The sequence below is a fragment of the Pullulanibacillus camelliae genome, assembly GCF_014642655.1.
GTDB classification, from domain to species: Bacteria; Bacillota; Bacilli; order Bacillales; family Sporolactobacillaceae; genus Pullulanibacillus; species Pullulanibacillus camelliae.
In genome coordinates, this window is the sequence record NZ_BMIR01000014.1 from 13,780 (window position 1) to 35,384 (window position 21,605).

Sequence of the window (21,605 nt, forward strand, 5' to 3'; positions counted from 1 at the left end):
GGATTTTGGTACCCAAAACTTATTAAGATTCCCTTTTATTTATTGAGTTTATATTCATGGCCATCCTCATCTACGCATTTTGTATCGTGTGATGCCCATGGTTTTAAACATTTGTGACAGTATAGCTTTTGATCATTAATCATCTCAATTTTATACGGGTCGATCATGTTGGCGACATTCCAAAACAGCTTATAAGCATTACCCTCTCCATCTATTGCCCCTGCCCAGTATTCGACGCCAGAAGATAAGCTGACGGGTCTGTTTATAATTTTTAAATGTTGACCTCCTATAGAAATCTCTTTGTCATAGGTTGTAAATTTGGAAAAATAACTAATAGTGGTTTCTGGATCCTTATCCATCGACAAGAAATGAGGTCTACCCCACTCAAAGTCCTGCTGGGATTCTGCCGTAAGAAAATAGGTCAAATCCCACGTCACTTTATAGTGGTTGACATTATCCCTTGGGCTAGGATTAACATCCATAAAATGTGCGGAGTATCTATTTTTGTTGTCAACATCAGCTGATACACTTGTCATGCTTTTAAGCCTGCGCCCATTAAAAAATAGGTCGTTTAAACCTTTGAGCTCTCTTTTTCTTTTCACATTAATCCTAAGATCACTCTTATCTAATATCCACGTGTTGCCGACCTTTGTTGCATTTAATTTTCCTTCAGAGCAATAATTTTTGACCGTTCCAGGTGTTAACCCTAACAGCTCAGCTGCCTTGTCCACTCCGATAATAGTATCCAACATTTTTTTATCTCTCCTTTTATATGCGTTAGCGCATGTTTTGTCCTTAATATAACATATGCGTTAGCGCATGTAAACAATATAAAAATTTTAAAATATGTATTGACAAGTATATACAAACTGGTTATAATAAGAGTATAAAAAAGATCAGGAGGATAAAAAAATGAAAGAAATCATGGAACTTGCTTGGAAAATGGCGCGACACGGACAACAAAACTTCGGAGGTAAAGTAAAAGATTATCTTAAAATGGCTCTTAAATTGGCCTGGAGAGCTGTAAAGGAAGGATATATTAAAGTGAGTAAATCTATTAAATCTGCGAAAACTGTTCTTACAATCAAAATGGGTAGCCGTAACCATAAGTCTTGGGTAGCTAAAATTGTTGGCAGACACGCAACTTACAAATTCGACCGCGAATTTGTTGACGATTTTTCTGAGGATTATCCCAATCGCATTTACACACTAACCGATGGATTATATGATGTTTGTGATGGTGGCCAGCGCCGTTATATCAAAATTCAAAATGGTAGCATTAAAAACGTTACCGAAGTCGAGGTACTATCTGCATTTTAGGAGGGTAAACATGAAAAAAACCAAAAATATCATCGTAAGAATAGAAGAGGAAATTCGCGATAAATTTTATAAAATCGCTGATAAAAATGCTCAAAACCCTTCTTTGTTAATCCGTAAGTGGATTGCGGATTATATAAATAAAAACGAAGAAAAATAAAAATGTATTGACTTGTATATACATTTGGGTTATAATTTAATCAAGGGTTAAGATAACCCACCAAAGAAAGGGGGGTGAATAAAGTGAAACTTTATTATGAAGATATTTTGGTGGCTGAGGTTTTAGTCAACCACTCGATCACAATTGAGGAAGTCTTGAATTTAATAGACTTCGACAAGAACAAATTTATCGAAGAACAAGGTTTTGAGGATATCGATCATAACGATTTTAAGTTAATTGGTTAGTATTCCCCCCGGTATTAATCCGGGAATTATCAAAAAAAAAATACAGGGTAGCGACCGACGCTAGAAAGGATGTTTAAAAAATGGAAATGAAAACTATTCATACGTTCAAAAATTTTTACGATGCTGGAGTGATGATTGACAATCTATCCAAACACTTTGAGTTAACAAGATTTGACGCAATCTATCCACATTTTGGTTTCGGGGGCGCAATGTCCGTCGACTTAAAGTTGACGGATGAACTAAATCCCGGAAGTGAATCTCATCTAGAGCTAAAATTAGATGCTGGAGTACCCGAATTACCAGGAGAGTCAAGTTGGTGTGATTTTTATTTTAAATGGACGACATGCAGTAATCACGTTGTAGTTATATCAGGTGAGTTTTGGTTTGACTATGACGATGAGCGGGGCTCCGGAAAGGTAGAGATTGGTACAGACGAAAGTACCTCGTTTTATCCCTTTGTCGAAGAAATTGTAAAATTGAGAGAGTGGCAAAAAAGCGGGGAACCGGAAGTCAGCTATCTAATAAAGGAAACCATAAACGCCTATGGCAATGGTATACACGAGTTTCATATTTCCAAACTCGATGAAAGGTGGGGTAAAACATCCTATGATTACGAAAAGTATAAAATCATAGCCCCAAAAAACAAGGAAGAGCACGAGAGAATTGTTAAGTTTTTTGATTCAAACGAGCGATTTACTTTAGAGGGCATTAGCGTAAATGATTGAATAAAAAATTAATAGACGGCGGTCTTTAAACGCAGGAGGATAAAATGAAGAAATTACCATTAGCTCTACTTAACACATCAATTCTAACGGCAGACGGAGACTTTACTCTACGCACCATCACATTGGAGGATGCTAAGGCTCTAGTCGATAGCGCAAGTGGACTAGATAGTGCCATTGGACATGAGTCTACCGCACAGATCATGACAGCCTTGCTGGGTGTGGATGTGCCAGTCCATCGGCAAATGTTTGAGCAACAACCCGGACAACAGGCGCTTGTGTTTAAGCTCAACGGTCGCCCGCCCGAAGGAAAAGTTTTGTCCATAGAAGAAATCGAGGCGATCGGTTACAAATGGCAACTGCTAACGATGCGGTAAAATCAAAAACCGCCAAAGCAGTGAGCTAAGACGGTTTTTGATGCGGATAAAAATAACAATGTTTCAAACCACTCGCCCTCAGGAGGCGAGAAAAAAGCTTGAATTAAGAATAGCATGATAAATTATCACTGTCAATACAAAAAAGCCCTCATATCCACTAAAGGACATGAGGGCTTTTGATTATGCTGATTTATTCGGTTGTTCTGCTTTTATCGCATCGGCGATCACTTGCTTAAGCTGATCAGTGGTCATATCAGAGACGTTCGCAGGGACGGTATCAGGTTGAGGTGCTTCGTTATCCTCTTTATTATCTTCTGTATTTACCCTTACTTCCCCACCAGCCCGCGCGGGGAGATATAAATCTGCATTACTGTTAAGGTCCTGCTTAACATCCTGACGCATCTTATTAACTGCCGACTGCACTAGGGCTTCGATTTTTTCAGCGGTAATTTTCTTGCGGAAAAATCGACCGAAATTAGTGTTAATTTCTTTGGCCAACCACTCTGCAGCCTTTTTAAACTTCTCCTGTCCACCCATGTCTTTAAACGTTTCCTCAACGAAGTGCACAGCACGTCCTGCCAATGTTTCAAGATTTTTCTCAACAATAAACTTAACCGCAGATTTAATCGCATATCCTAATAGTCCAGTAACAAAAACTCCAATGGCACTCCATACATATTCCAATACATGTGTTTCCAAATTAATCTCTCCCTTAATTTTTTTTATAAAAAATACACACCCGGAAAAGGATGTGTATTATTTAACTCTGATTTTTTGACCTGGCTTAATGATGCTCATGTCCTTGATGGATGGATTAAGTTTTTCGAGCGCCGCCACGGTCGTATGATTGGCCTGTGCGATACCCCAAGCTGTGTCTCCCGATACAACAGTGTGATATTTAGCTTTGGATTTTGCGGACTGCTTTGCGCCGCTAGGTAACTTAAGTTTTTGACCCGTTTGAATGATATACTTAGGTCCTTTAATCCCATTAAGGCTTGCAATATCGTGCCAGTCAACATTGAGATCAGCACCGATCTCAGACAGGGTATCACCTGACTTAACAGTATAAGTGCCTCCGTTGGACCTAGGCTTGCTTTTTTTGGCGCCACCTGGGAGCTTGAGCTTTTGTCCAGTCTGGATAACATAGTCAGGACCCTTAATATTATTGAGCTTGGCGATCTCATGCCAGTCAACACCTAGATCAGCTCCAATGACACTCAGGGAGTCCCCTGCCTTAACGGTGTAAGTGCCGCCGCTAGATTTTTTAGGTGCTGGCTTAGGTTTAGACTTTGGCTTGTCCTTTTTCACCTCTGACAGTTGTTGGATACCAAAGGATTCCTTCATGTAATTGAGATCGACATTTCCTGAAATACCTGGTACCTTACCTTTGTCATCATACTGCCAAGCATCCCAATCCTCCCACAGATATAGCTCGGGATTTTTAACTCCATAGTGTGCAATCCAAAGAGGATATTTAGTAATCGCCTTATTATAGTGTTTGTGGATATAGGACGGATTGCTGTAAAAAACCGCAACCCCTAGATCAGCAACCGCATCAAGAAAGGATACTGAAGCAGCTGTAAGATCACCCTCAAGGCTTGTATCCTCACTGTCCAAAATGACATAATCTAACCCAAGACCTTTAGCAACTGAACGGAAGTGATCAGACTCCTTAGCGTCCCCGTGGAAAAAGTGATAGCCACCAACCATGAAACCTGCCTTTTGAGCGCTCTGAACGTTTTTAACACCGTTGGGGTCTACATAGCTTGTACCCTCGGTTAACTTAATGAATGCAAAAGAATAGCCAGCCTTTTTAACGGCTGACCAATCAATATCACCTTGCCAATGAGATACGTCTAAACCTTTCAAATTTGCCAATCCAAACACTCTCCTTTTATTTTGTTGTGAAATACCAAAGGATCAATCCACCGATGACCGTAAAAAAGACACCGATAATTCCAGTCACCAGTGTCTTTGTAAACATTCTTCTAAGCCATTTTGTGTTTTCATTGATCTCATTTAAGCTATTTTGCAAGAAATTAATATCACGATCTTGGAGCTTATCGTTGAGTTCGAGTTGCTTGATCTTTTCATTTTGTTCTGCGTCACTTTTTTTTAATGCTGAAACATCGTTAGATAATTGAGTTAGAGTATATTCTTTTAGGTCCATGCTATTCCTCTCCTCACTCATCGTCTGCCCCCTTTCACACTTTCAATCCATAAAAAATAAGCCTATTCGGCTTTGGTTGTCTCGTCACCATTAATCGCAGTGACAATACCTTGTTTGATAAGGTCTGCAAATTTATCGACATCACCCGCAGCGTCTTTATATTGGTCCTTGGTGATATCGATGTAGCCACTGACTGCAAATGTACCTCCGGTGCTCCTAAAATTTAACCGCACACTGTCATAGTCACCTTTGGACCTGTCGGAATAATTAAATCCGATTGTGGTAAGCTGAAATTCCATTATTTATCCTCTCCTTCTTCTCCGCCGTTATCTTCATCGGCCTTAAATTGATCGCATAGATAATCAAAAGTTTCGCTAGGAATGCCCTCATACTCCACTTCATCATCAATAAGTTTTCTAAGCACCCGTCTAACTGTCCGAATCATCTCTCGGTTATCTCCACCCTCAATGACCATTTTTTCTTCGTTTAATTCATTAATGGCCTCGTTAAATGCTTCCTGATCTTTCATGATATAAATGTTATTCTCAACGACGGGATTTCCCTCCGAATCTTTTTTGGAATATTCATTGATAAGCTCCATCCGATCGGCATCCACGCGTTTTTTACGCTCTTTGAGTTGATCAATCAAATGCCTACGGGCACGAGATTGTTTTCTCGATAATTTTAAAGTAAATAAATAATCAATAGACTGTTGTAATTTTCCGTTTTCGATTTCGATTTTCATAATTTATGCCGCCTCCAATTGAGATATTCTTTGTTTGGCTTCCACAAGTTCCTGCTCAAGCTCCGAAATTCTATCTTCATGGTCCGCTTGTTTGACAATAATATTTTGACTTTGTTCCTCTAAAACTTGAATACGCTGTTCTTTTAGCTCATCCCGCACAATAAGCTCTTGTCCAACTTTTAGGGACAAGCTATTCATCAAATATTGCTCGACTGCCTCGCCATCAGGCGTCATCACCATCTCAGGTGTGTTGTATCCATCACCAATGACAAATCCATGTCTGACAAAGTCCACACCATCCGCCACATCATCCTTGAGCTGGTACTCGTAAAGTTCCATGCTTTTAACAATGTCCCAGACGCTATCCGTCCAAGGCTTGATGTGAGTTTTATAATCCGCCAACGAGGAGGTTGGAAAGGATGATGCCCGAACAGGTCTGTATGTGCTCGTACTGCCTGTTGCGGTTGCCCGCACCTCGCCGCTTGACGTAGGTCTCATATAAACATGCGTGCCAGTGTTAATGTCAAACGCATTACCGTAGAAAAATGCACCTCTTATATCCGCATAATCACTGGTGGATCCTGTTGTTGTTGCTCGTAATTCGCCGCCTGATTTTGGACGGATATAGATATGGATACCTGCGCTATTAGGGTTGCTATCCAAAGCGTCAGAATACATATAGCTATTAGCAATTAAAGATCCATCTATATTAAGACTACTGGCCGACCCAATATCAATGCTTGGAGCAGATATTGTGATGCTTTTATAACCTTGCATTTGCAAGGATGCTGTTACTCCGCTATCCTGTGCATTTTGCTGTGTGCCTATCCAACCCAGCCAGGTGCCATTGGTGCTCAAAAAATTGATACCAGATGGATTATCATCGGCCCAGTCAACACTTTCCGTGGTGACGCCCATACGGACATTATTATTGGCATCTCTTACTAGCCATCCTGCATCAGTAATTTCTACTTGCCCCAATGGTCCGTTAGCGTAAATTTCAGCTCCTCTGATCGTCCCGGCAGTAATGTTACCTAAGTTAGCGCTTATCGCACTCAAAGATGTCGCTGATATCTTATTAGCGCTGACGCTATCAATCATAGCGTCTTTGATGACTGCGTTATCGATCGTCGTCTGCCCCGTGATATGGACTCGATTGCCTGCGATTAATATACCTTCGGTCGAAATATTAAGTTGATTAATTACATCATTTTTTTGGACGACTCTTAAATTGATGTCATCTGCGAGCTGAGATATTTGGGATGCAGTGGCCATGTCTTCAGGTGCTGGAGACCAATCGGTTGGCTTAGTTCCTTCTTCAAATTTAAAAGCTGTTAAATAAATTGTTCCGCCAGTAGAATGCTCGAAATTAAGAGTTAACCTAATTTCAGATATATCCGACTCGGAGTATCCGGTTAAATCCAAGGGTATAATAATTCTCTGCCATCCAGATCGACCTCTATCTTTATTAGAATCGATATAAGTATAATTTCCAGATGAATCTGTAATCCTGATATAGGCTTGAAAAGTTCCAGTGAGCGATCCAGCTGAGTAATAAAAACTCCATATCATATTTTTACCAGCAAACACATTGGATTTATTAAGATCTTGATATACATAATTACCCTTTGAAGCATCGACTCTTAACTCGTATTGAGCTCCTACTGGATTAAAACCACTTAAATTAACCGTGGCTGATGCTGATATAGAATACCCATTTGTTGTGCCATCCTGGAATGCCGAGTTTACTTGATAATTACGCCCACCAATCTGCAAATTAGTAATCGTACTCGTCAAGCTATCCGCCGTCTGAGTAAGAGTGTTAATATCCCCCTCAGCGCTCGTCATGCGAGATTGTAATCCCGTAGCTAACTGAGTGACGCTGGATATGTTATTGGCATTATCCCGGACGTCAGACTGTAAGCCCTGCGCTGTCTGTTTTAATGTACTGATGTCTCCTGTGTTTTGGTCAACGGTTTGGCTAAGAGCATCCGCTGCATCAAAGGCATCTTGTGCCTTATTAACGGCTGTTGTGACATCCTGAGACAATTGGTTAGCCGTATCAAAAGCGCTGTTAGCCTGATTTAATGCGTTGGTAACATCCTGTTGTGCCTGGGCAATCGCATTATTAATAGATGTATTGTCCACGTCAACGACCCACTGCGTGCCATCCCAATGTTTAATGGCAGTAATCGTCCCATTATCATCCTCCACAAACCAATTGTCTCCGGGGATAGGTGCATCGGGTGGGTCTGGACCGTAATAGTTAGTGTTTTTGCCATTAGACGCTGTCAGTGCATCATCAGCCATTTGAGCAGCATTAGTCGCCTGAGTATAAGCCTGATTAGCTGTATCCGCTGCGGTATTGGCAGTTTGGTTAGCAGTATTAGCTGTTTGTTGAGCGGCGACTGCGGTAGGCTTGGCCGATGTCCATACGTTGGAATGGCGAAATAATTGAGATTGCAAATCTTTGATTTGCTTACTGGTCGTCACTTTAACGACTTTGTAATTACCAAACTGGTACACAAAATCATTAGACTTATCATGCAGCTCCGGCATCTCTGTATGTTGCACCTGAGCCGTTAAATATAGAGCAGGATTAAAGTAAACGTCCTTTATCCTAACATTCATATAGACCCTGACCCGCTCGTGCTCATAGCCTGTGATCTGCTCAAGTGCTGCATTGGTCAACTCATAGGATACGACCGCATCATTGGTATTTTCGAGCGCCGCATAGGTGGCGTCCATCATTTTTTGCTTATCAATATCTCCGCCATCATCAGGTTGGTATTGATGGACACCATAGATATGTTGACCGTTTATCGCCCATCGATCAAAGGCTTCAGGGCTACTTACATAATCTTTACCATCATTAATGCTCTCAAAAGTGACAAGGTTACCATCAGCATCAAATGCCTCTCCAATCATCCTAGTGACGATACTAGATCGGTCCTCTTTGCGGGTAAGGCCAACGATGTCCTTGCCAAACTCAATCTCTTTGCCGCTAAATGCATCAGTAGGCGCGAGCAGATCAACATATCGCACTACGGTGTTACCTACGATATCGACCCTAAATCTAAGCTGACATTTAAACTGATCTTTAAGCTGCTGTAAAAAAGCCAATGGAGATAGATATTCTTTGATGACAACGTCTTGCGCACCTAAATAATCCACCTGTCCGAGCTGATAATTAGTGCCTTGCAAGCAAAATTCTGCAGCAGTCTCAAGGGTTGCACCCGTTAAAGTTTGCGGACGCAGAGGTTTGTCCTTGCCCAAGAACACATGGTCACCATCTGCCTCAATTGTTTGTACAAGACCATTATCATCATGAGTTTTATTAATATCAGAGATAATAAAAAGACGGTGGTTACCGTCCTGATCCTGTGCCGTTATTTTAATAACCTTGTCAAAATCAATATCACCAAAAGTAGTAAAGTCAAAAGTTAATAGGCTGTTGTCTATATCCTCGGTCATCTTAGTATCCCAATATCCTTTACTTTCACTTGGATTGGCCAATACATTTATGATTTTTTCATTGCGATCAAGTAAATGTATCATTTGTAAGCTGACCTCCAATTCACATCTACCTTGGCGGCATCAGGAGGATTAACAGCCAATTGAGTCGATCCTTTGCCTATCGGAAAATAGCTTGCGCCAAAGTCTTTATATTGGATAAATGTCTCATCGCCGTTATTAGTAATAAGTGCGCGCTTATGATCAAAAATAATCTTATCCCCTACATCAGCTATATAAGGCACTTGCTGTTCTCCTACATCATTCAACTTCCAAAACTTAAGTGCGTAAACTCCCATGCGTGAATGGTTAGTGTTTGGCCATTTTCTGAATGCTATCTGAACTTGAGCGACCTTATCCATGTATAGGCCATCAGGTGGGATATAATGTTTATCTGATATTTGAATCCTAGTATCACCATCTACCCTAGCAAAATAAAACCACCATCGATTCCCTCGACGCTGGAGTTTAAGAATGCCATAAAAATTATTCCAATCTGTCTTTTGCCCCGGTGGATTGGTAACATAGGGGAAACGTGCGGCATCGCCACTCCCCAACTGTACCCGCCCCTCATTTTTAGCATATGCTGTCCATGAGTCCGCCATATGGATACGTGCCACTTGGTTATTTTGAGCATCTAGCAAATAGATTTCGACCATCCCGGTCTCATAACCGACATTTTCAGCTCGAACGGCAGCATTCATTTCAAAATCTTGCACTTCTTCTGGGAGAGATTTTTTTAAAGCTGGTCCTTGCCAACGCTCAGGTGTCTGCGCAGCACCGAAACTTGTTGGATAAAACCTCGTGCCATCAGTCTCAATAGTCCCTAATGCATAGCCATCCGTAACAAAATCCGACTGCCCCCAACCGTTAAGAGACGACATATCATCATCGATAAGTAACTCATACTCTTGAACGGTTGATCCCTCAACATCCACAGCCTGCCCCACTTGCATATATGCCTCAGGGCTAACAATTTGTAAAAAGGTTGTCGGCTTAAGAATGGTTGCTGTGAACGTTGGATAGGTTTCTGCTGATCCTTCGTTGGTGACGATTTCATCAGCATCACCGTCGGGATCATTAATGGTTTGGGTTAACTCTGGTCCATATTTATTTGGATCAGAACATTTAAAGGTTATTAGTCCCTTTGCCATACCGGTTTTAGTTTCGGACCAATCGGGATCCCCATCTATTTTCCCAAAATAGGTTGCAGCCTCATCATCGAAACCAAATGGAACCTCATCATCTGAATAGATTAACGAGTTAAATCGATCAACCAATTCTCTTAGGTCTTCTTTACTATCTGCAATTAGAGAAAATTTAACACCTATCATACGCTCCTTTCTCCTGCTACCCATTGGATATGAACCAGGTATACCGGGAACAATTTGATTTTTGTTTTCTTCTCCAAACGGACCTCTTCCAGTTATTTCGCTCACTCTAAATTTTTGACCAAATATACTTTTAAAATCGTAATTATTAAAAGTGAGCATCATCCATCAAACCTTTCAACTCGTATTTTTTTCTTCTCTTGTTTTTCTGTAATAAAATCAATAAGGCCGCTCGCTTCATGTCCGGCTATATTTACACGTATTCCATCAGGTAATTGTACGACAATCGCACCACTTGTATTTTTTGGGGAACTATTAATAACAGCTGCCCCATTATTAGCTGCAAAGCTAATAGGCATCACATTACCAACCGGCGCTGTCATACCTCGCATTTTATTTATAAAACCACTAACTATTGGAACATCAGGCTTCATCCAATCAGTAGCTTGTCCAGCCTTCTTAATTGTTGCAGTTCTTTGGTCATCAATACCTTTTTGCCAACCTAGCATCATGTTTTTACCAATCATGTCTCGCATCCAACGTGAGGGAGAGTGAATCCCTAGGATAGACATGATTTTACTTTTCACGCCGCCGGCAACATCTTTTATCTTTTGTTCAACCGCTTTTTTCATTGATCCAATACCATTAATTAATCCTTTAATGATATTTTTTCCAATCGAAAGCAGATTGATTGATTTAAGTGGATTTTTTATAAAGTTAACCACTGATTTGAATGCTTTACTCGTTGCTGACTTGATCGTATTCCAAGCCTTGATTAATCCATTTTTTATACCGGATGCAAGATTGATCACAGTATTTTTAATGCCATTCCATATGCTCGAAGTTACCGATTTAATAGCATTCCAAATAGATTTAATAGCATTTTTCAAACCATTAAAAATAGACTTTGCTGTATTGACAAAGCCTTTGATAATTGCTATAACTGCTGACTTAATAGCATTCCATGTTGCGACCGCCGCTGTTTTAATAGCATTCCAAACTGCTTTCACAGCTGTAACAAACAATTTAAATTCAAGTTTAACAGCCTTAACATATGCTTTAATAATAGACAAAACTACATTTTTAAACGCTGTCCAAATTGCTTGCGCATCAGATTTAATATTGTTCCATATTTGGGAGAGATGAGACTTAAAATCTGTGATATTACCAGTTACCAAATCAATCAACAACAATACAGAACCAAGTATCACATTTTTGATAATGTCCCAAGCAGCCATTGCGGCCGTTTGTATATTTGTCCATATTGACGCAAAGAATGCGACGATTGGTGTAAAAACAGCTATGACGGTATTAACCACAGTTGTCGTGATATTCACCATACCATCCCATACACTAGCCCAAAAGTTTACAAAACCACTAATGGCCGCTTTAAATCCACTAACTAAATTATAAATAATATTACCTATAAATGCTGCCACTGTTTCCGTTTTAGTCTGCATTGCGACAAAGCCATTTTGGTATCCTTCAATAAATGCATGGAAAGTATTTTTGATGCTATTGATGATTCCGGTAAAGAAATCTATTATACCATTCCACACATTAAAAAATGTCGTCTTAATCGAGTCCCATAGTTTTGAAAAAAATCCAGAAATAGGACCCCAATATTTAATAATAAGGACAATAGCAGTAATGGCCGCAGCGGCTATTGCAGTATATGGATTAAGTTCTAATACTTTTTGTAAAATATTCATCGTGACAGTTACCGCTTTGATTCCTGTATTTAATGTCGCTAAAGATAATACAAATGTCCCTACGACTGCGACAACAGTTTTAATGAGTGGAATCCATGGAGATAAAGTATCATAAACAGATTTAATTTTATTGATAATTTTAGGTAAACTATTTGCCGCTTTTTGCAATGTTAGTTCGAAATTTTTCCCGAAATCAGCGATCATTGTTCGCATATCAGGAAGTCCATTATCTTTAAGAAGATTATCTATACTATCGATAATATCGGTAACACCACGAGCAACAGCAGCTTTCATATTATCAAATGTACCGTTCCATGATGCCCCAGCTTCTTTAGCGGCGCCCGCAATTTTTTGAACGCCACCCGTACCATTTTCCATCGCGTCAGATACAGTATCAATAAATTGTTTGGCGCTTATTTTACCGTTTGAAAGGTCCTTTTGTACATCTGCGGCATTTCGTCCAGTCGCTTTTGCATACATACCTACAGCATCAATGCCGGCATCGAAAAGCCTATCCAACTGATCCATGCCTACTTTACCAGCAGTAACCATCTTAGATAGGGCATCGGATACATTTTCGAATTGCTCATTAGAGCCGTCACCATAAAACGCTACGGCGTCTGCAAAAGCCTTAACATATCCTGTAGCTTTTTTTGTATTAACACCCCTGGTAACGAAGTTTTGCACACTCTTTGCAGCGACGTCAAGACCATAAGCCGTCCCTTTAACAATGCTATTCGTTTGATCCAATACATCATTAGCTATTTTGGAACTTCCTGTAATAGTGGTCATGACACGATTAAAACGCTCCATGGTATCTATACGATTAAAGGCGCTACTTAAAGACTCTTTTACGAGATCAATACCTTTTCTTGCTAGTTCTATAAGTCCTAAAGTGGAAACAAGTTTTCCAAGACTCAATGATGCCTGTTCTCCATTAGTTCTTATTCCTGATAATTGTCTATTTACATTCTCGACACCTTTATCAACATTTCCATCATTAAGATCAACATCAATAACAACTTTCCCATCAGACAATATTTTTCACCTGCCTTTCGGGCAATAAAAAAAGAACCCCTTTTTTGGGATTCTCTAAAAATATTTCTTACTTTTCTAATCCTATATCTATTGGATTGGCTACTTTAAAGTTTGAAATCTGACTAAATTGGCCGGAACCTTGTTTAACTTGCACCGAAAATTCTTGTTTTGTCTCATAATCCACAAAGTCCATCCAAAAAGTAGAATTGTCCTTTTTTCTTCCACCAATTGCAGCACCAGCAATCGCCCCTACTCCGCCTGTTAATAATCCACCAACAATAGCACCAGTTGCGGCCTTTCCTGCACTTCGTTTATATTTCTCTTCCTTGAAAGCGCCTAAAAAATAATATAATTTACCTTTTATTTTTACTACGCCTTCACCTTTTTCCTTAATCTGTATCATGTGATACACATTACCTAATGACTTCTTAAAGTAATTTCGACCACCAATGACTTCAAATGATGTTTGCTTTCTTAAAAAGTTATCTCTCCAGAATCCCATAACAATCCCCCAAAAAAATAAATTTTGGGAACATTATATCATAAATCAAGGTTTTTACTTTTTCCGAATATATTTCTTGGTTTGCTCTTGATCAATACCAAGATCTTTTAGTTCTTCACTTAACCCTTCAACTAGTTGTATAAAATAATCTAATAAATAGGCAACCGATGGAGTCATATCATATATTTTTTTAAAGGCGCCCTGTCCTAGGATCATATCAAAAGAACGTTGAAGCACATATTTTGCTCTTTCCAATGATTTTTCATCATTTTCGCTTTCTTTCATTTTATCGAACTCTTTTTGCGCCGCAATAGCATTTTTACGAAATGCCGCAACAGATTCGTCTGTTACGGTAAAAGCAAAGTTTAATTTCCCAATTTCAACGGGTATTTCTGGTTTCTTTTCTTGAATCTTAATGGCCATCTTTTTTCCCTCCTGATAGTATGTTGAACATATCATTTAATTCCTGCTCTTTGGTCTTTTGATCTTTCTTTAATGCGTATATCTGTTTTAATTCCCTCAGTCTCTTGCGCTCGTCAGCCATTTCTTTACCCGATGGCAATTTTGCGCCACGAATACCAATAATCTCTTTAAATTTGGTTTTGTCACGTAGTCCACCAAGCAATGCTATAAACTTTTCCCATCGTAATTCACCTTGCATGTCGATCAAGTCAATACCGTACTCTTGCATAAAAGATGCATAGATATATTCCGCATCCTGCTTCAGATCGTATAATTTCTTATTGTCACCGCCGCTTGAATCGCTAGAAGGCGAATCTTCCTTGTCTACAATAAACGTCTCCACGATGGTTTGAACGACCTTATATTTGGTCTCAAAGTCAAAATCAATATCTGCAAGAACGAACATTTGAAAAGAGATATCGATTTTTTCAGTATCGAAGAAAATATCGTCATCCATTAGATCAAAAAACCTAAGCACAACATCAAATGAAAGATCGAGGGGATAGACTTCGCCCTCGATCTCTATTTCATCCTCAAGTCGATCGGTCAGCGTGAACATTTTTATTCACCTGTACCTCCAGTTTCTCCGCCTCCACTGCTTCCTGCATCAGTCACTTCCGGCTTGCCATTGAAAGTTGCGGTAAATTCAAAGTCACTCTTAGCATTAGCATCACCACCAGTGGCTTTGATACCCGAAATGGTGACAGGACCAGTAATTTGTTTACCGTCAGGTTGAGTCCACCTTAAATTAGTTTTTCTCTTACTACCTACTTCAAAAGCTAGTCCTGCAATGTAATCCTGCGCTTTATCTCCATACTTCCTATGTCCCGTAAATTGGAGAGCAGCGCTAATACCTGTAACATCTAAGTTGCCGAATCCTTCGCCATCATAATATGCCGTATCGTCCGTTTCATCATCAAAAGACGGATCTACGGTTTGAATACCAGCGGCTAATGGTGCAAAATCACCTTCCTCTGTGGATGGATCCGTATCAATTTCATATTTATTTTTATAATTCAACGGAAATTCTTGATCTGGCATTTAAATCACTCCTTCGCATTAATAAATAAAGCCGCACTAAATTGCGCGGCAAAAATATAATATTGTTCATCTTTGCTAACGAGGTTGGGATCCGTAGTGATCGTAATCCCATCACCTTCCAATGTATAGGATTCATTGACGCTCGGAATGTCGTCGATGTCTTTCAAAAGTCGCGCAACATCCAAAAGTGTATGATAAGCGGTGAGTTGTTGCTCATGCTTCGCTAGCACCTGGAAGGCATAACTTTGTCGGTAAGAACCATCATAATAGTGTTCGTAATCGTTAGCTGGCATTGGCATGACCGCTATGCTATTACCATCCACGAGTGTCGGCGAGACAACCGTTGCATAATATCCTTGCTTGTCCAACACATCGATTACCAATCGTTCTAAAAAGTCTATTTCGTCATTCAGATTGCTCATAAACCTTTATCCACCGCCTTTTTTGCCACTTGTGACCATTCTTTTTTGTGAGCAGATTCTGCCTTTTTAGGCCACATTGCTTGTGCATGTGGATTGATGTCATGAGAAAAATTAAAATTGATGCCATAATACATTTTCTTTGCATATGGCGTATCCCATACAGCTTTACCATTATTGAAATCCGAGGCTCTTAAACTACTCATCATCATTTCGCCTGTATCGTATGGAATATAAAAATTACTATCCTTGACTACTTGTTGTGTAAGGATAGGCAAAGCAAATCCAGTAGCCTTATGAATTTTAGGAGCTATTCGTTTGGTATTCACCTTTACACTTATCCCATCTATACCACTTCCACTTCATAATGGTGGATGCCCTTGAATGCAGAATAAGGATTGCAGGCATGGACGCGCATCGTATCACCGTTACATGTGACTTTAGACTTAACTTTGAGCGCCTTGAATTTTGGTGTATTGATAGCATCCAGAAAGATGATCCCTGTCGTTTGAATTTCCTCGCCTTTGTCATTCACCCGAATGGCTGTTTTCGGTTCGAATCGGACAAAATCTATCGTTTCCTTCTCTCCCCATGACTCACCAAAATTGCTGTTACCTTGATATTCCTCATATTCAATTGAATCTTTTAATAATCGTTTTGGAATAGGTTTAATAGTAGGCATCTTGAACCACGCCAATCCCTCTATACAACAATCCTGTCGGTTCGAGATAAGTCCATACAGCGGGTGATACCCTATCTGCCTGTTTATTTTTTGATGCTCCGCCCTTACTGTAGTCAAAAGAACCGATTCTAAAATTTGAATAATCTTCGCCAGCATTTAATCCAGAGTCACCATCATTAATGACATAAAACTCCACCTGAGATGCACATGCTTTTTTGACCTGAGTTTGAATGAATTCGGCGAATCGATCAAATTCCATACCTTGGAGGATGTAATTCGTCACTTGATCGATGATGTCGCTTGCACGCTCAATGTATTTTTCGATCTGTGATCCCGCATCTTCACCCATATATTCGGTTTTGTAATATTCAGGTGTTATATAACCCATTGAGGTAAAACCTCCTTAAAAAAAGAAAAGAGAGATTAATTTCCCTCTTTTCCTTCATTACCATCCAATGCCTTTTTCAATCTCGTATTTTCGGTTTTCAGCTTTTTAATTTCTGACTTAAGATCTTCAATTTCTTTTTCAAATTCCTTTGTACTATTAGGTGATTTTTTGATTTTTTCTAGTTCTTCAATCACCTCGTTATATTCAGCTACCGAGATCATCCGTCCTCCGGTAGCACGTTTTATAATCTTTCCGCTTTCATCGATTTGATCATAACCCTGCTTTAAAAAACCTGGTAATCTATCTTTCTCAATTCGTAAAATACGATTTTTCTTTCTGATCTTTACTGTATCGCTCAAAATCAATTACCTCCTCATTTTTAAAAGAGAGAGCTCTTCACTCCCTCTTATTCTCCGGTACCGCCACTATCATCACCACTATCAGCGGATTGGACATTAAACATGATGCCAGGCACTTTCTTTTCAATGGCGAAAAGATCCCAATACTTACGTTCGTAGTAGAGGTATTTTCCCCCTGTCGCAGCTGACGGTTGATCAAGGCTCACAAATTCATATTTTTGTGGTGTGATAACAGATAATGGATGCACTAAAATCATGTTGATTTGTTGCGCACTATCATCCGGAACGGCTCCATTTGTAAAGTTGTATGCCGTTTTCATTCGAGATGACGGAACCATTTTAATGGTGACATCATCCAAAGAATAAATATTGCGGTTTACTCGACCGCTATTTCCAGTGACTTCGATTGACCGTTGAATTTTATCCGCCTGCTTCAATAGCTTATTAAAAGCCGGTGTGACATAAAGGATTCGCCCTTGTTGTGGTACTTCGGCATCATCCATCGTCGCCATGAATTCATCATAGGCTTCCAAAACATTTGATGAATCAATGGTGTCGGTATTTGCTTTTCCACCATATTGATTAAACTCTGTGAATAACTTAGATGCTGCATATTTATCCATCTCAGGAATTTTTTCTTCATCGTTGAAAACTCTTGTGATATTCGCAATGGAAAGCGCAAGGTTTGATTCATCGATGTCTTGAGTATCAACAAGTGTCCGAAACTCCCGATCATGTTCAAGAGTTTTAGTTTCCCAATCGTTATCGGCACGACGGGTAAAAGATCCTACAACGTCGCGATCGACATCAACAAAACCACCTACTGAGACTCTTGGAATTTGGACTGTCTTAGCGTTCACCCATTTAATATTTGAGTTGTTTGGTGTGTTGTAAAGATCGATAAAGGAAAGACCTTGGGAAAATTTTTGTTGCAATGCTTGTAAATAAAGTTCAGCATAATTTACTTGTGCCATTTAATTCACTCCTAATAAATTTTTGTATAAAAAAAGCCCTCTTACTTGAAGGCGCTCAACCATTTATCTATTTCTGATTCAGGTTGTTTGGTATGTTGCCCAGTCGTAAAACTAGGCTTTTTTGAGTCTTTATGGTCTTCTTGCGGTTGCTCTTCAACCTTAAAATGAGGATACTTTTCAACTACCTTTGCGATGGCCGCATCCATATCCGTGTCATCGTCAACAAGGTTTTTAGCAAGAGTGACAACATCCTCGACTGAATCTGCTTTAACCCCTGACTTCATGGCACTAATTTGTGCTTTTAGTGTTTCATTTTCAGATGAGGCAGTCGAATAATTTTCTTGTAATTTTTTCAATTCTTCTTGCTGCTTTTCTTGCTCTGTTTTCTGACTCTCCTGCCATTCCTTAAACTTTTTCATGCCCTCTTTAGCGTTGTCAAAGTCATCAATGCCAAGCGATTTCAAAAGCTTTTCTTGAGCCTTTTTAGCCTCTTTAGCTGCAATCTTATTAACATCTTCTTGTTTAAATGTCTGTTCCTGCTCCTCCGCCTTTTCTGCGGCATCTTGTGTTTGCTGTTCTTGTCCTCCAGCTTGTGTTTCTTGCTCCGTTCCTTTCTGTTCCTGTTCGACTGGCTGGTTATCCGTATTGGTTTCTACTTCAGCAAAAAACTGAAGGTTTAACGGGTATTTCACTCCAACTTTCTTGGGTAGTTGGTCAACCATTTTATGTTGTGATTGCATTGTATTTACCTCCCAATAGGGTATTTTCCTTTCGTTTCTTTAACGCCTAACGAATAAAAGGCATATAAAAACGCCTAATTATCAATGCGTTGGTCCATGTTTGTTCACCCTTCTTAACTGATTTGTTCCCGATTTCGCCTTCTGGTTCTTTCCGTCTTATCAATAAATTCACGCATTACTGCTTGTCTCTCTCTTATCTTCTTATTTGCAAGCTTAACTCCCCCTTCATCACCCATTGATTCCAACATCATTTTTTCTCGTTTGGCAGCACGAATGCGCCGCTCAAGGTAACGTTGTTTCTGACTTTCAGCATAGACACGTTTGCTTTCCTTAGCATCATAAGGTTGGTACCTCTTCTTCGACACCCCAGGAATATAAGGATAAAGCACGTGCATACAGTTAATACCGCCAATGCCTTCTATGGTGCCATATCCCGTATCACTCAAAGGTGGATATTTATCACTGTTCCCGCTTCGTGAATAAATTCTGCCTTGAAAAGGGATATGAGATGGCCTTGATCCTGCATGACTCGACACTTCGACGAGATCAACATCATACTCATCAAATCTTGTATCCTGCATATCATTAGCCACATTATTTGACATCGACCTTGTGACCATGTTGACATAGGCTTCTGTTGACCAACGTTTCCCTGCTTTATCAATGAGTGCTGGAACACCTTTTTCTGCCCACTTTTGACTTACCTCTCTAAGCGCCTGCTGTCCTGTCATGTTACCCGTCAACACTTTTCCAACCGTTTGACTTAGGATGTCTCTATAAACCTCTTTGCCTTGGTTCAGGAGTGTACTATTGATGAGATTAAAAGTATCCTTGGCTTGCCTCTGGTAGGACGATAAAACGGAATTTAATGCAACACTTTCACTAATCGACGGTGGTTGAATTAATTTACCTTGTTGAACAGCTTCTTCGAGGTCCCCTTCAAATTCTTCAAGCGTTTTATATCCTGCTTGCCTAAGCATTTTAGTTACTTCATTGACAGCCAATTTAGAGTGTTTAGCTATTATGATGATATTTGTTTGTGTTAAAGACTCCAACTCTGCAAGCTTTTTAGATTGCCAAGAATGAACATCATTATTAAGTAAACTTTTATCTTTTCTGAGCTTTTTTGCAGCGTTAATTAATATCTGCTCTTCAATGGCTAAATAAACCTGAACAACTGGAATGGTGAGTTGCTGTTGTTTCTGATAGTCCATTAGTCATCACCACTTTGATTCCCGATCCCAAACATATCAACTTGGGACGCTGTAGCTGTAGCAGTCTCTTGATTAATCTCATCAAACCAACGCCTTGCTTCATCCTCAGGTAAATCAAATATCCTCATGATCGCTCTAACTTTTGGCATGAGCCCTTGGCCTACCAAGCCCGAATAATAATCCGCATTCTGCTTTCTATCTTCCGCAATTGAATCATCAAAATCTATGGCTACCTCATAATCATCAGGCGCTTCAAAAAATCCATAAAGATGTGCGACTTCACAAATGGATATGATTAACTCCTTCAATCCTTCCTCAACAAGGGTCTCATGGCTGTTCTTGGTTCTAAATGTCTTAGAGTTCTCACTTACAACCTCAGTAGCAGTCTTAACGCCCTGCCCATCAAAAGTAAAGGTCCCAGCGCTAAATCCCACTTGCATAGCGAGCAGGTTAAGAAAAGCGTTAATAGCTGAGATATGTTCACTCACTCTGAGCTCGACGCTAATATCTTTGATGGCATCAGCATCCATCCCCATATTAAAGGATTGATAAGCCTCGTCGTTTGCGTCGAAGTATCTAACCATTTGTTGAGTTTCGGGATCCAAAACAGTCTTTATTGCCGAGCTAGGTACCAAAATACGCTTTTTCCCAAGCCTAAATTCACGATTAAAGCTATCAAAAGCCGTATCCAAAGACTTTAAGGTATCTAATGAATTAGCGTATAGAGAAATCCCTAAAGGGCTTTGTGTGTCAAAATTGTTTGCTGTATTGGGTTTAATATACACGAATAAGGGGCGAGACAAGTTTTTTACTCTTACTTCTTCTTCGATATCGGGATAAAGCGTTTCTAAAGGTACTTTAATCCCTAAATCAATTTTCGAATCAGACTGATAGAGCTCATTGGTGACGATATACTCAGTTCCTTCCCAGGTATGCCATTCAAGCAAAGTGTAATACTTTTTTCCCTTTACAGATTCGCTAACAAATACACCCTCTGTTATCTCATCAGAGGTATTTGAAACGGGTACAAAGCAGTCAGCAGTGGCATAACCAATTCGGACACCTTTGTCATCGGCATAGACTTTTATCGCCATCCCGCCATGAGCAAAACCATATTCAAGGTATCTCTGAAGCTGTTTATAGAAGTGATTCATTTTAAAAACATCAGCAATGTTATTCGATAATTCTTCATCTGAAATATTGATCTGACATTTTTCGTTAAACACTAATGCGGCCATTTCTTGAGAGACAATCTTTGGCATATTCAAGGTGTTCATTCGCCGTGTTTTTTCACCGTCAACAGTATGGTAACGGATCTTATGGAAGTCCTCATAATAGCCTTTATAGAGCGCATTCCATATGTCTATCCGATTATAGTGCTCATCACTCTCTGTGATGTTCTTGTGATCGCTTAAACTCTTAATGCCTTTAATCAATCCCATCCTATACATCCACCCCCTAACCTTTTGAATAATGGATTTAAACATTATTTCA

At 39.7% G+C, this 21,605-nt stretch carries 27 protein-coding genes; 5 read left to right on the forward strand and 22 right to left on the reverse strand.

Translation table 11 applies throughout. From position 1 onward, the window contains the following. Positions 1 to 35: 35 nt before the first annotated feature. A complete protein-coding gene (locus IEW82_RS13625) occupies positions 36 to 752 on the reverse strand; it encodes a helix-turn-helix domain-containing protein (RefSeq protein WP_188695307.1) in 717 nt (238 codons plus the stop codon). Positions 753 to 912: 160 nt separating this feature from the next. On the opposite strand from IEW82_RS13625, the gene IEW82_RS13630 reads away from it, so the two are divergent. From IEW82_RS13630 to IEW82_RS13650, 5 genes are all read left to right on the forward strand, one after another. Beyond that, positions 913 to 1,320: a hypothetical protein gene (locus IEW82_RS13630; RefSeq protein ID WP_188695310.1), complete on the forward strand. Its 408-nt coding sequence runs from the start codon at positions 913 to 915 to the stop codon at positions 1,318 to 1,320. Between the two features lie 10 nt (positions 1,321 to 1,330). Further along, the gene (locus IEW82_RS13635; protein WP_188695313.1) at positions 1,331 to 1,477 is read left to right on the forward strand and encodes a hypothetical protein; all 147 of its coding nucleotides are present in this window, start codon (positions 1,331 to 1,333) and stop codon (positions 1,475 to 1,477) included. Between the two features lie 83 nt (positions 1,478 to 1,560). Continuing rightward, positions 1,561 to 1,722, forward strand: a complete 162-nt coding sequence (locus IEW82_RS13640; protein ID WP_188695316.1) for a hypothetical protein — start codon at positions 1,561 to 1,563, stop codon at positions 1,720 to 1,722. An 80-nt stretch (positions 1,723 to 1,802) separates the two neighbouring features. Further along, positions 1,803 to 2,447 (forward strand): hypothetical protein, encoded by a 645-nt coding sequence (locus tag IEW82_RS13645; protein ID WP_188695319.1) that lies wholly within the window; start codon positions 1,803 to 1,805, stop codon positions 2,445 to 2,447. A 44-nt stretch (positions 2,448 to 2,491) separates the two neighbouring features. Further along, positions 2,492 to 2,821, forward strand: coding sequence for a YddF family protein (locus IEW82_RS13650; RefSeq protein WP_188695322.1), 330 nt, complete (start codon positions 2,492 to 2,494; stop codon positions 2,819 to 2,821). 180 nt (positions 2,822 to 3,001) lie between these two features. Here the strand turns inward: IEW82_RS13650 and IEW82_RS13655 are convergent, their stop codons facing one another. The 21 genes from IEW82_RS13655 to IEW82_RS13755 form a co-directional block, all read right to left on the reverse strand. Next, a complete protein-coding gene (locus IEW82_RS13655; protein WP_188695324.1) occupies positions 3,002 to 3,520 on the reverse strand; it encodes a phage holin, LLH family in 519 nt (172 codons plus the stop codon). Between the two features lie 57 nt (positions 3,521 to 3,577). Continuing rightward, positions 3,578 to 4,699 carry a LysM peptidoglycan-binding domain-containing protein gene (locus IEW82_RS13660; protein ID WP_188695329.1) on the reverse strand — a complete coding sequence of 374 codons (1,122 nt, stop codon included), beginning with the start codon at positions 4,697 to 4,699 and terminating at the stop codon, positions 3,578 to 3,580. A 16-nt stretch (positions 4,700 to 4,715) separates the two neighbouring features. Beyond that, a complete protein-coding gene (locus tag IEW82_RS13665; RefSeq protein ID WP_188695332.1) occupies positions 4,716 to 4,991 on the reverse strand; it encodes a hemolysin XhlA family protein in 276 nt (91 codons plus the stop codon). A gap of 62 nt (positions 4,992 to 5,053) precedes the next feature. Continuing rightward, positions 5,054 to 5,290, reverse strand: coding sequence for a hypothetical protein (locus IEW82_RS13670; protein WP_188695336.1), 237 nt, complete (start codon positions 5,288 to 5,290; stop codon positions 5,054 to 5,056). Next, the gene (locus IEW82_RS13675) at positions 5,290 to 5,736 is read right to left on the reverse strand and encodes a DUF1617 family protein (protein ID WP_188695338.1); all 447 of its coding nucleotides are present in this window, start codon (positions 5,734 to 5,736) and stop codon (positions 5,290 to 5,292) included. Before IEW82_RS13675 ends, IEW82_RS13670 begins: the two co-directional genes overlap by 1 nt. A 3-nt stretch (positions 5,737 to 5,739) precedes the next feature. Beyond that, positions 5,740 to 9,294, reverse strand: a complete 3,555-nt coding sequence (locus IEW82_RS13680; protein ID WP_188695340.1) for a phage tail spike protein — start codon at positions 9,292 to 9,294, stop codon at positions 5,740 to 5,742. After that, a complete protein-coding gene (locus IEW82_RS13685) occupies positions 9,291 to 10,745 on the reverse strand; it encodes a distal tail protein Dit (RefSeq protein WP_188695344.1) in 1,455 nt (484 codons plus the stop codon). Before IEW82_RS13685 ends, IEW82_RS13680 begins: the two co-directional genes overlap by 4 nt. Beyond that, positions 10,742 to 13,330, reverse strand: a complete 2,589-nt coding sequence (locus tag IEW82_RS13690) for a phage tail protein (protein ID WP_188695346.1) — start codon at positions 13,328 to 13,330, stop codon at positions 10,742 to 10,744. The genes IEW82_RS13685 and IEW82_RS13690 overlap by 4 nt, the downstream gene beginning before the upstream one ends. Before the next feature lie 67 nt (positions 13,331 to 13,397). After that, entirely contained in the window at positions 13,398 to 13,832 is a 435-nt protein-coding gene (locus IEW82_RS13695; RefSeq protein WP_188695608.1) for a hypothetical protein, read from the reverse strand. A gap of 54 nt (positions 13,833 to 13,886) precedes the next feature. Continuing rightward, positions 13,887 to 14,255: a DUF6673 family protein gene (locus tag IEW82_RS13700; RefSeq protein WP_188695349.1), complete on the reverse strand. Its 369-nt coding sequence runs from the start codon at positions 14,253 to 14,255 to the stop codon at positions 13,887 to 13,889. Beyond that, positions 14,245 to 14,853, reverse strand: a complete 609-nt coding sequence (locus tag IEW82_RS13705) for a Gp15 family bacteriophage protein (protein ID WP_188695352.1) — start codon at positions 14,851 to 14,853, stop codon at positions 14,245 to 14,247. Before IEW82_RS13705 ends, IEW82_RS13700 begins: the two co-directional genes overlap by 11 nt. A gap of 2 nt (positions 14,854 to 14,855) precedes the next feature. Further along, entirely contained in the window at positions 14,856 to 15,335 is a 480-nt protein-coding gene (locus tag IEW82_RS13710) for a phage tail tube protein (protein ID WP_188695355.1), read from the reverse strand. Positions 15,336 to 15,340: 5 nt separating this feature from the next. Further along, positions 15,341 to 15,757: a hypothetical protein gene (locus IEW82_RS13715; protein WP_188695358.1), complete on the reverse strand. Its 417-nt coding sequence runs from the start codon at positions 15,755 to 15,757 to the stop codon at positions 15,341 to 15,343. Beyond that, complete coding sequence (locus IEW82_RS13720) at positions 15,754 to 16,083, reverse strand: minor capsid protein (protein ID WP_188695361.1); 330 nt, start codon at positions 16,081 to 16,083, stop codon at positions 15,754 to 15,756. The genes IEW82_RS13715 and IEW82_RS13720 overlap by 4 nt, the downstream gene beginning before the upstream one ends. 17 nt (positions 16,084 to 16,100) lie before the next feature. Further along, positions 16,101 to 16,436, reverse strand: a complete 336-nt coding sequence (locus IEW82_RS13725; RefSeq protein WP_188695363.1) for a putative minor capsid protein — start codon at positions 16,434 to 16,436, stop codon at positions 16,101 to 16,103. Further along, positions 16,423 to 16,824 (reverse strand): head-tail connector protein, encoded by a 402-nt coding sequence (locus IEW82_RS13730; protein WP_188695366.1) that lies wholly within the window; start codon positions 16,822 to 16,824, stop codon positions 16,423 to 16,425. Before IEW82_RS13730 ends, IEW82_RS13725 begins: the two co-directional genes overlap by 14 nt. Positions 16,825 to 16,859: 35 nt before the next feature. Further along, positions 16,860 to 17,183: a hypothetical protein gene (locus IEW82_RS13735; protein WP_188695369.1), complete on the reverse strand. Its 324-nt coding sequence runs from the start codon at positions 17,181 to 17,183 to the stop codon at positions 16,860 to 16,862. 47 nt (positions 17,184 to 17,230) lie between these two features. Next, positions 17,231 to 18,157: a capsid protein gene (locus IEW82_RS13740; RefSeq protein ID WP_188695372.1), complete on the reverse strand. Its 927-nt coding sequence runs from the start codon at positions 18,155 to 18,157 to the stop codon at positions 17,231 to 17,233. A gap of 41 nt (positions 18,158 to 18,198) precedes the next feature. Then, positions 18,199 to 18,897 (reverse strand): hypothetical protein, encoded by a 699-nt coding sequence (locus IEW82_RS13745; protein WP_188695375.1) that lies wholly within the window; start codon positions 18,895 to 18,897, stop codon positions 18,199 to 18,201. A gap of 113 nt (positions 18,898 to 19,010) precedes the next feature. After that, entirely contained in the window at positions 19,011 to 20,111 is a 1,101-nt protein-coding gene (locus IEW82_RS13750; protein WP_188695378.1) for a phage minor capsid protein, read from the reverse strand. After that, entirely contained in the window at positions 20,111 to 21,598 is a 1,488-nt protein-coding gene (locus IEW82_RS13755; protein ID WP_188695383.1) for a phage portal protein, read from the reverse strand. The genes IEW82_RS13750 and IEW82_RS13755 overlap by 1 nt, the downstream gene beginning before the upstream one ends. Between the last annotated feature and the right edge of the window lie 7 nt (positions 21,599 to 21,605).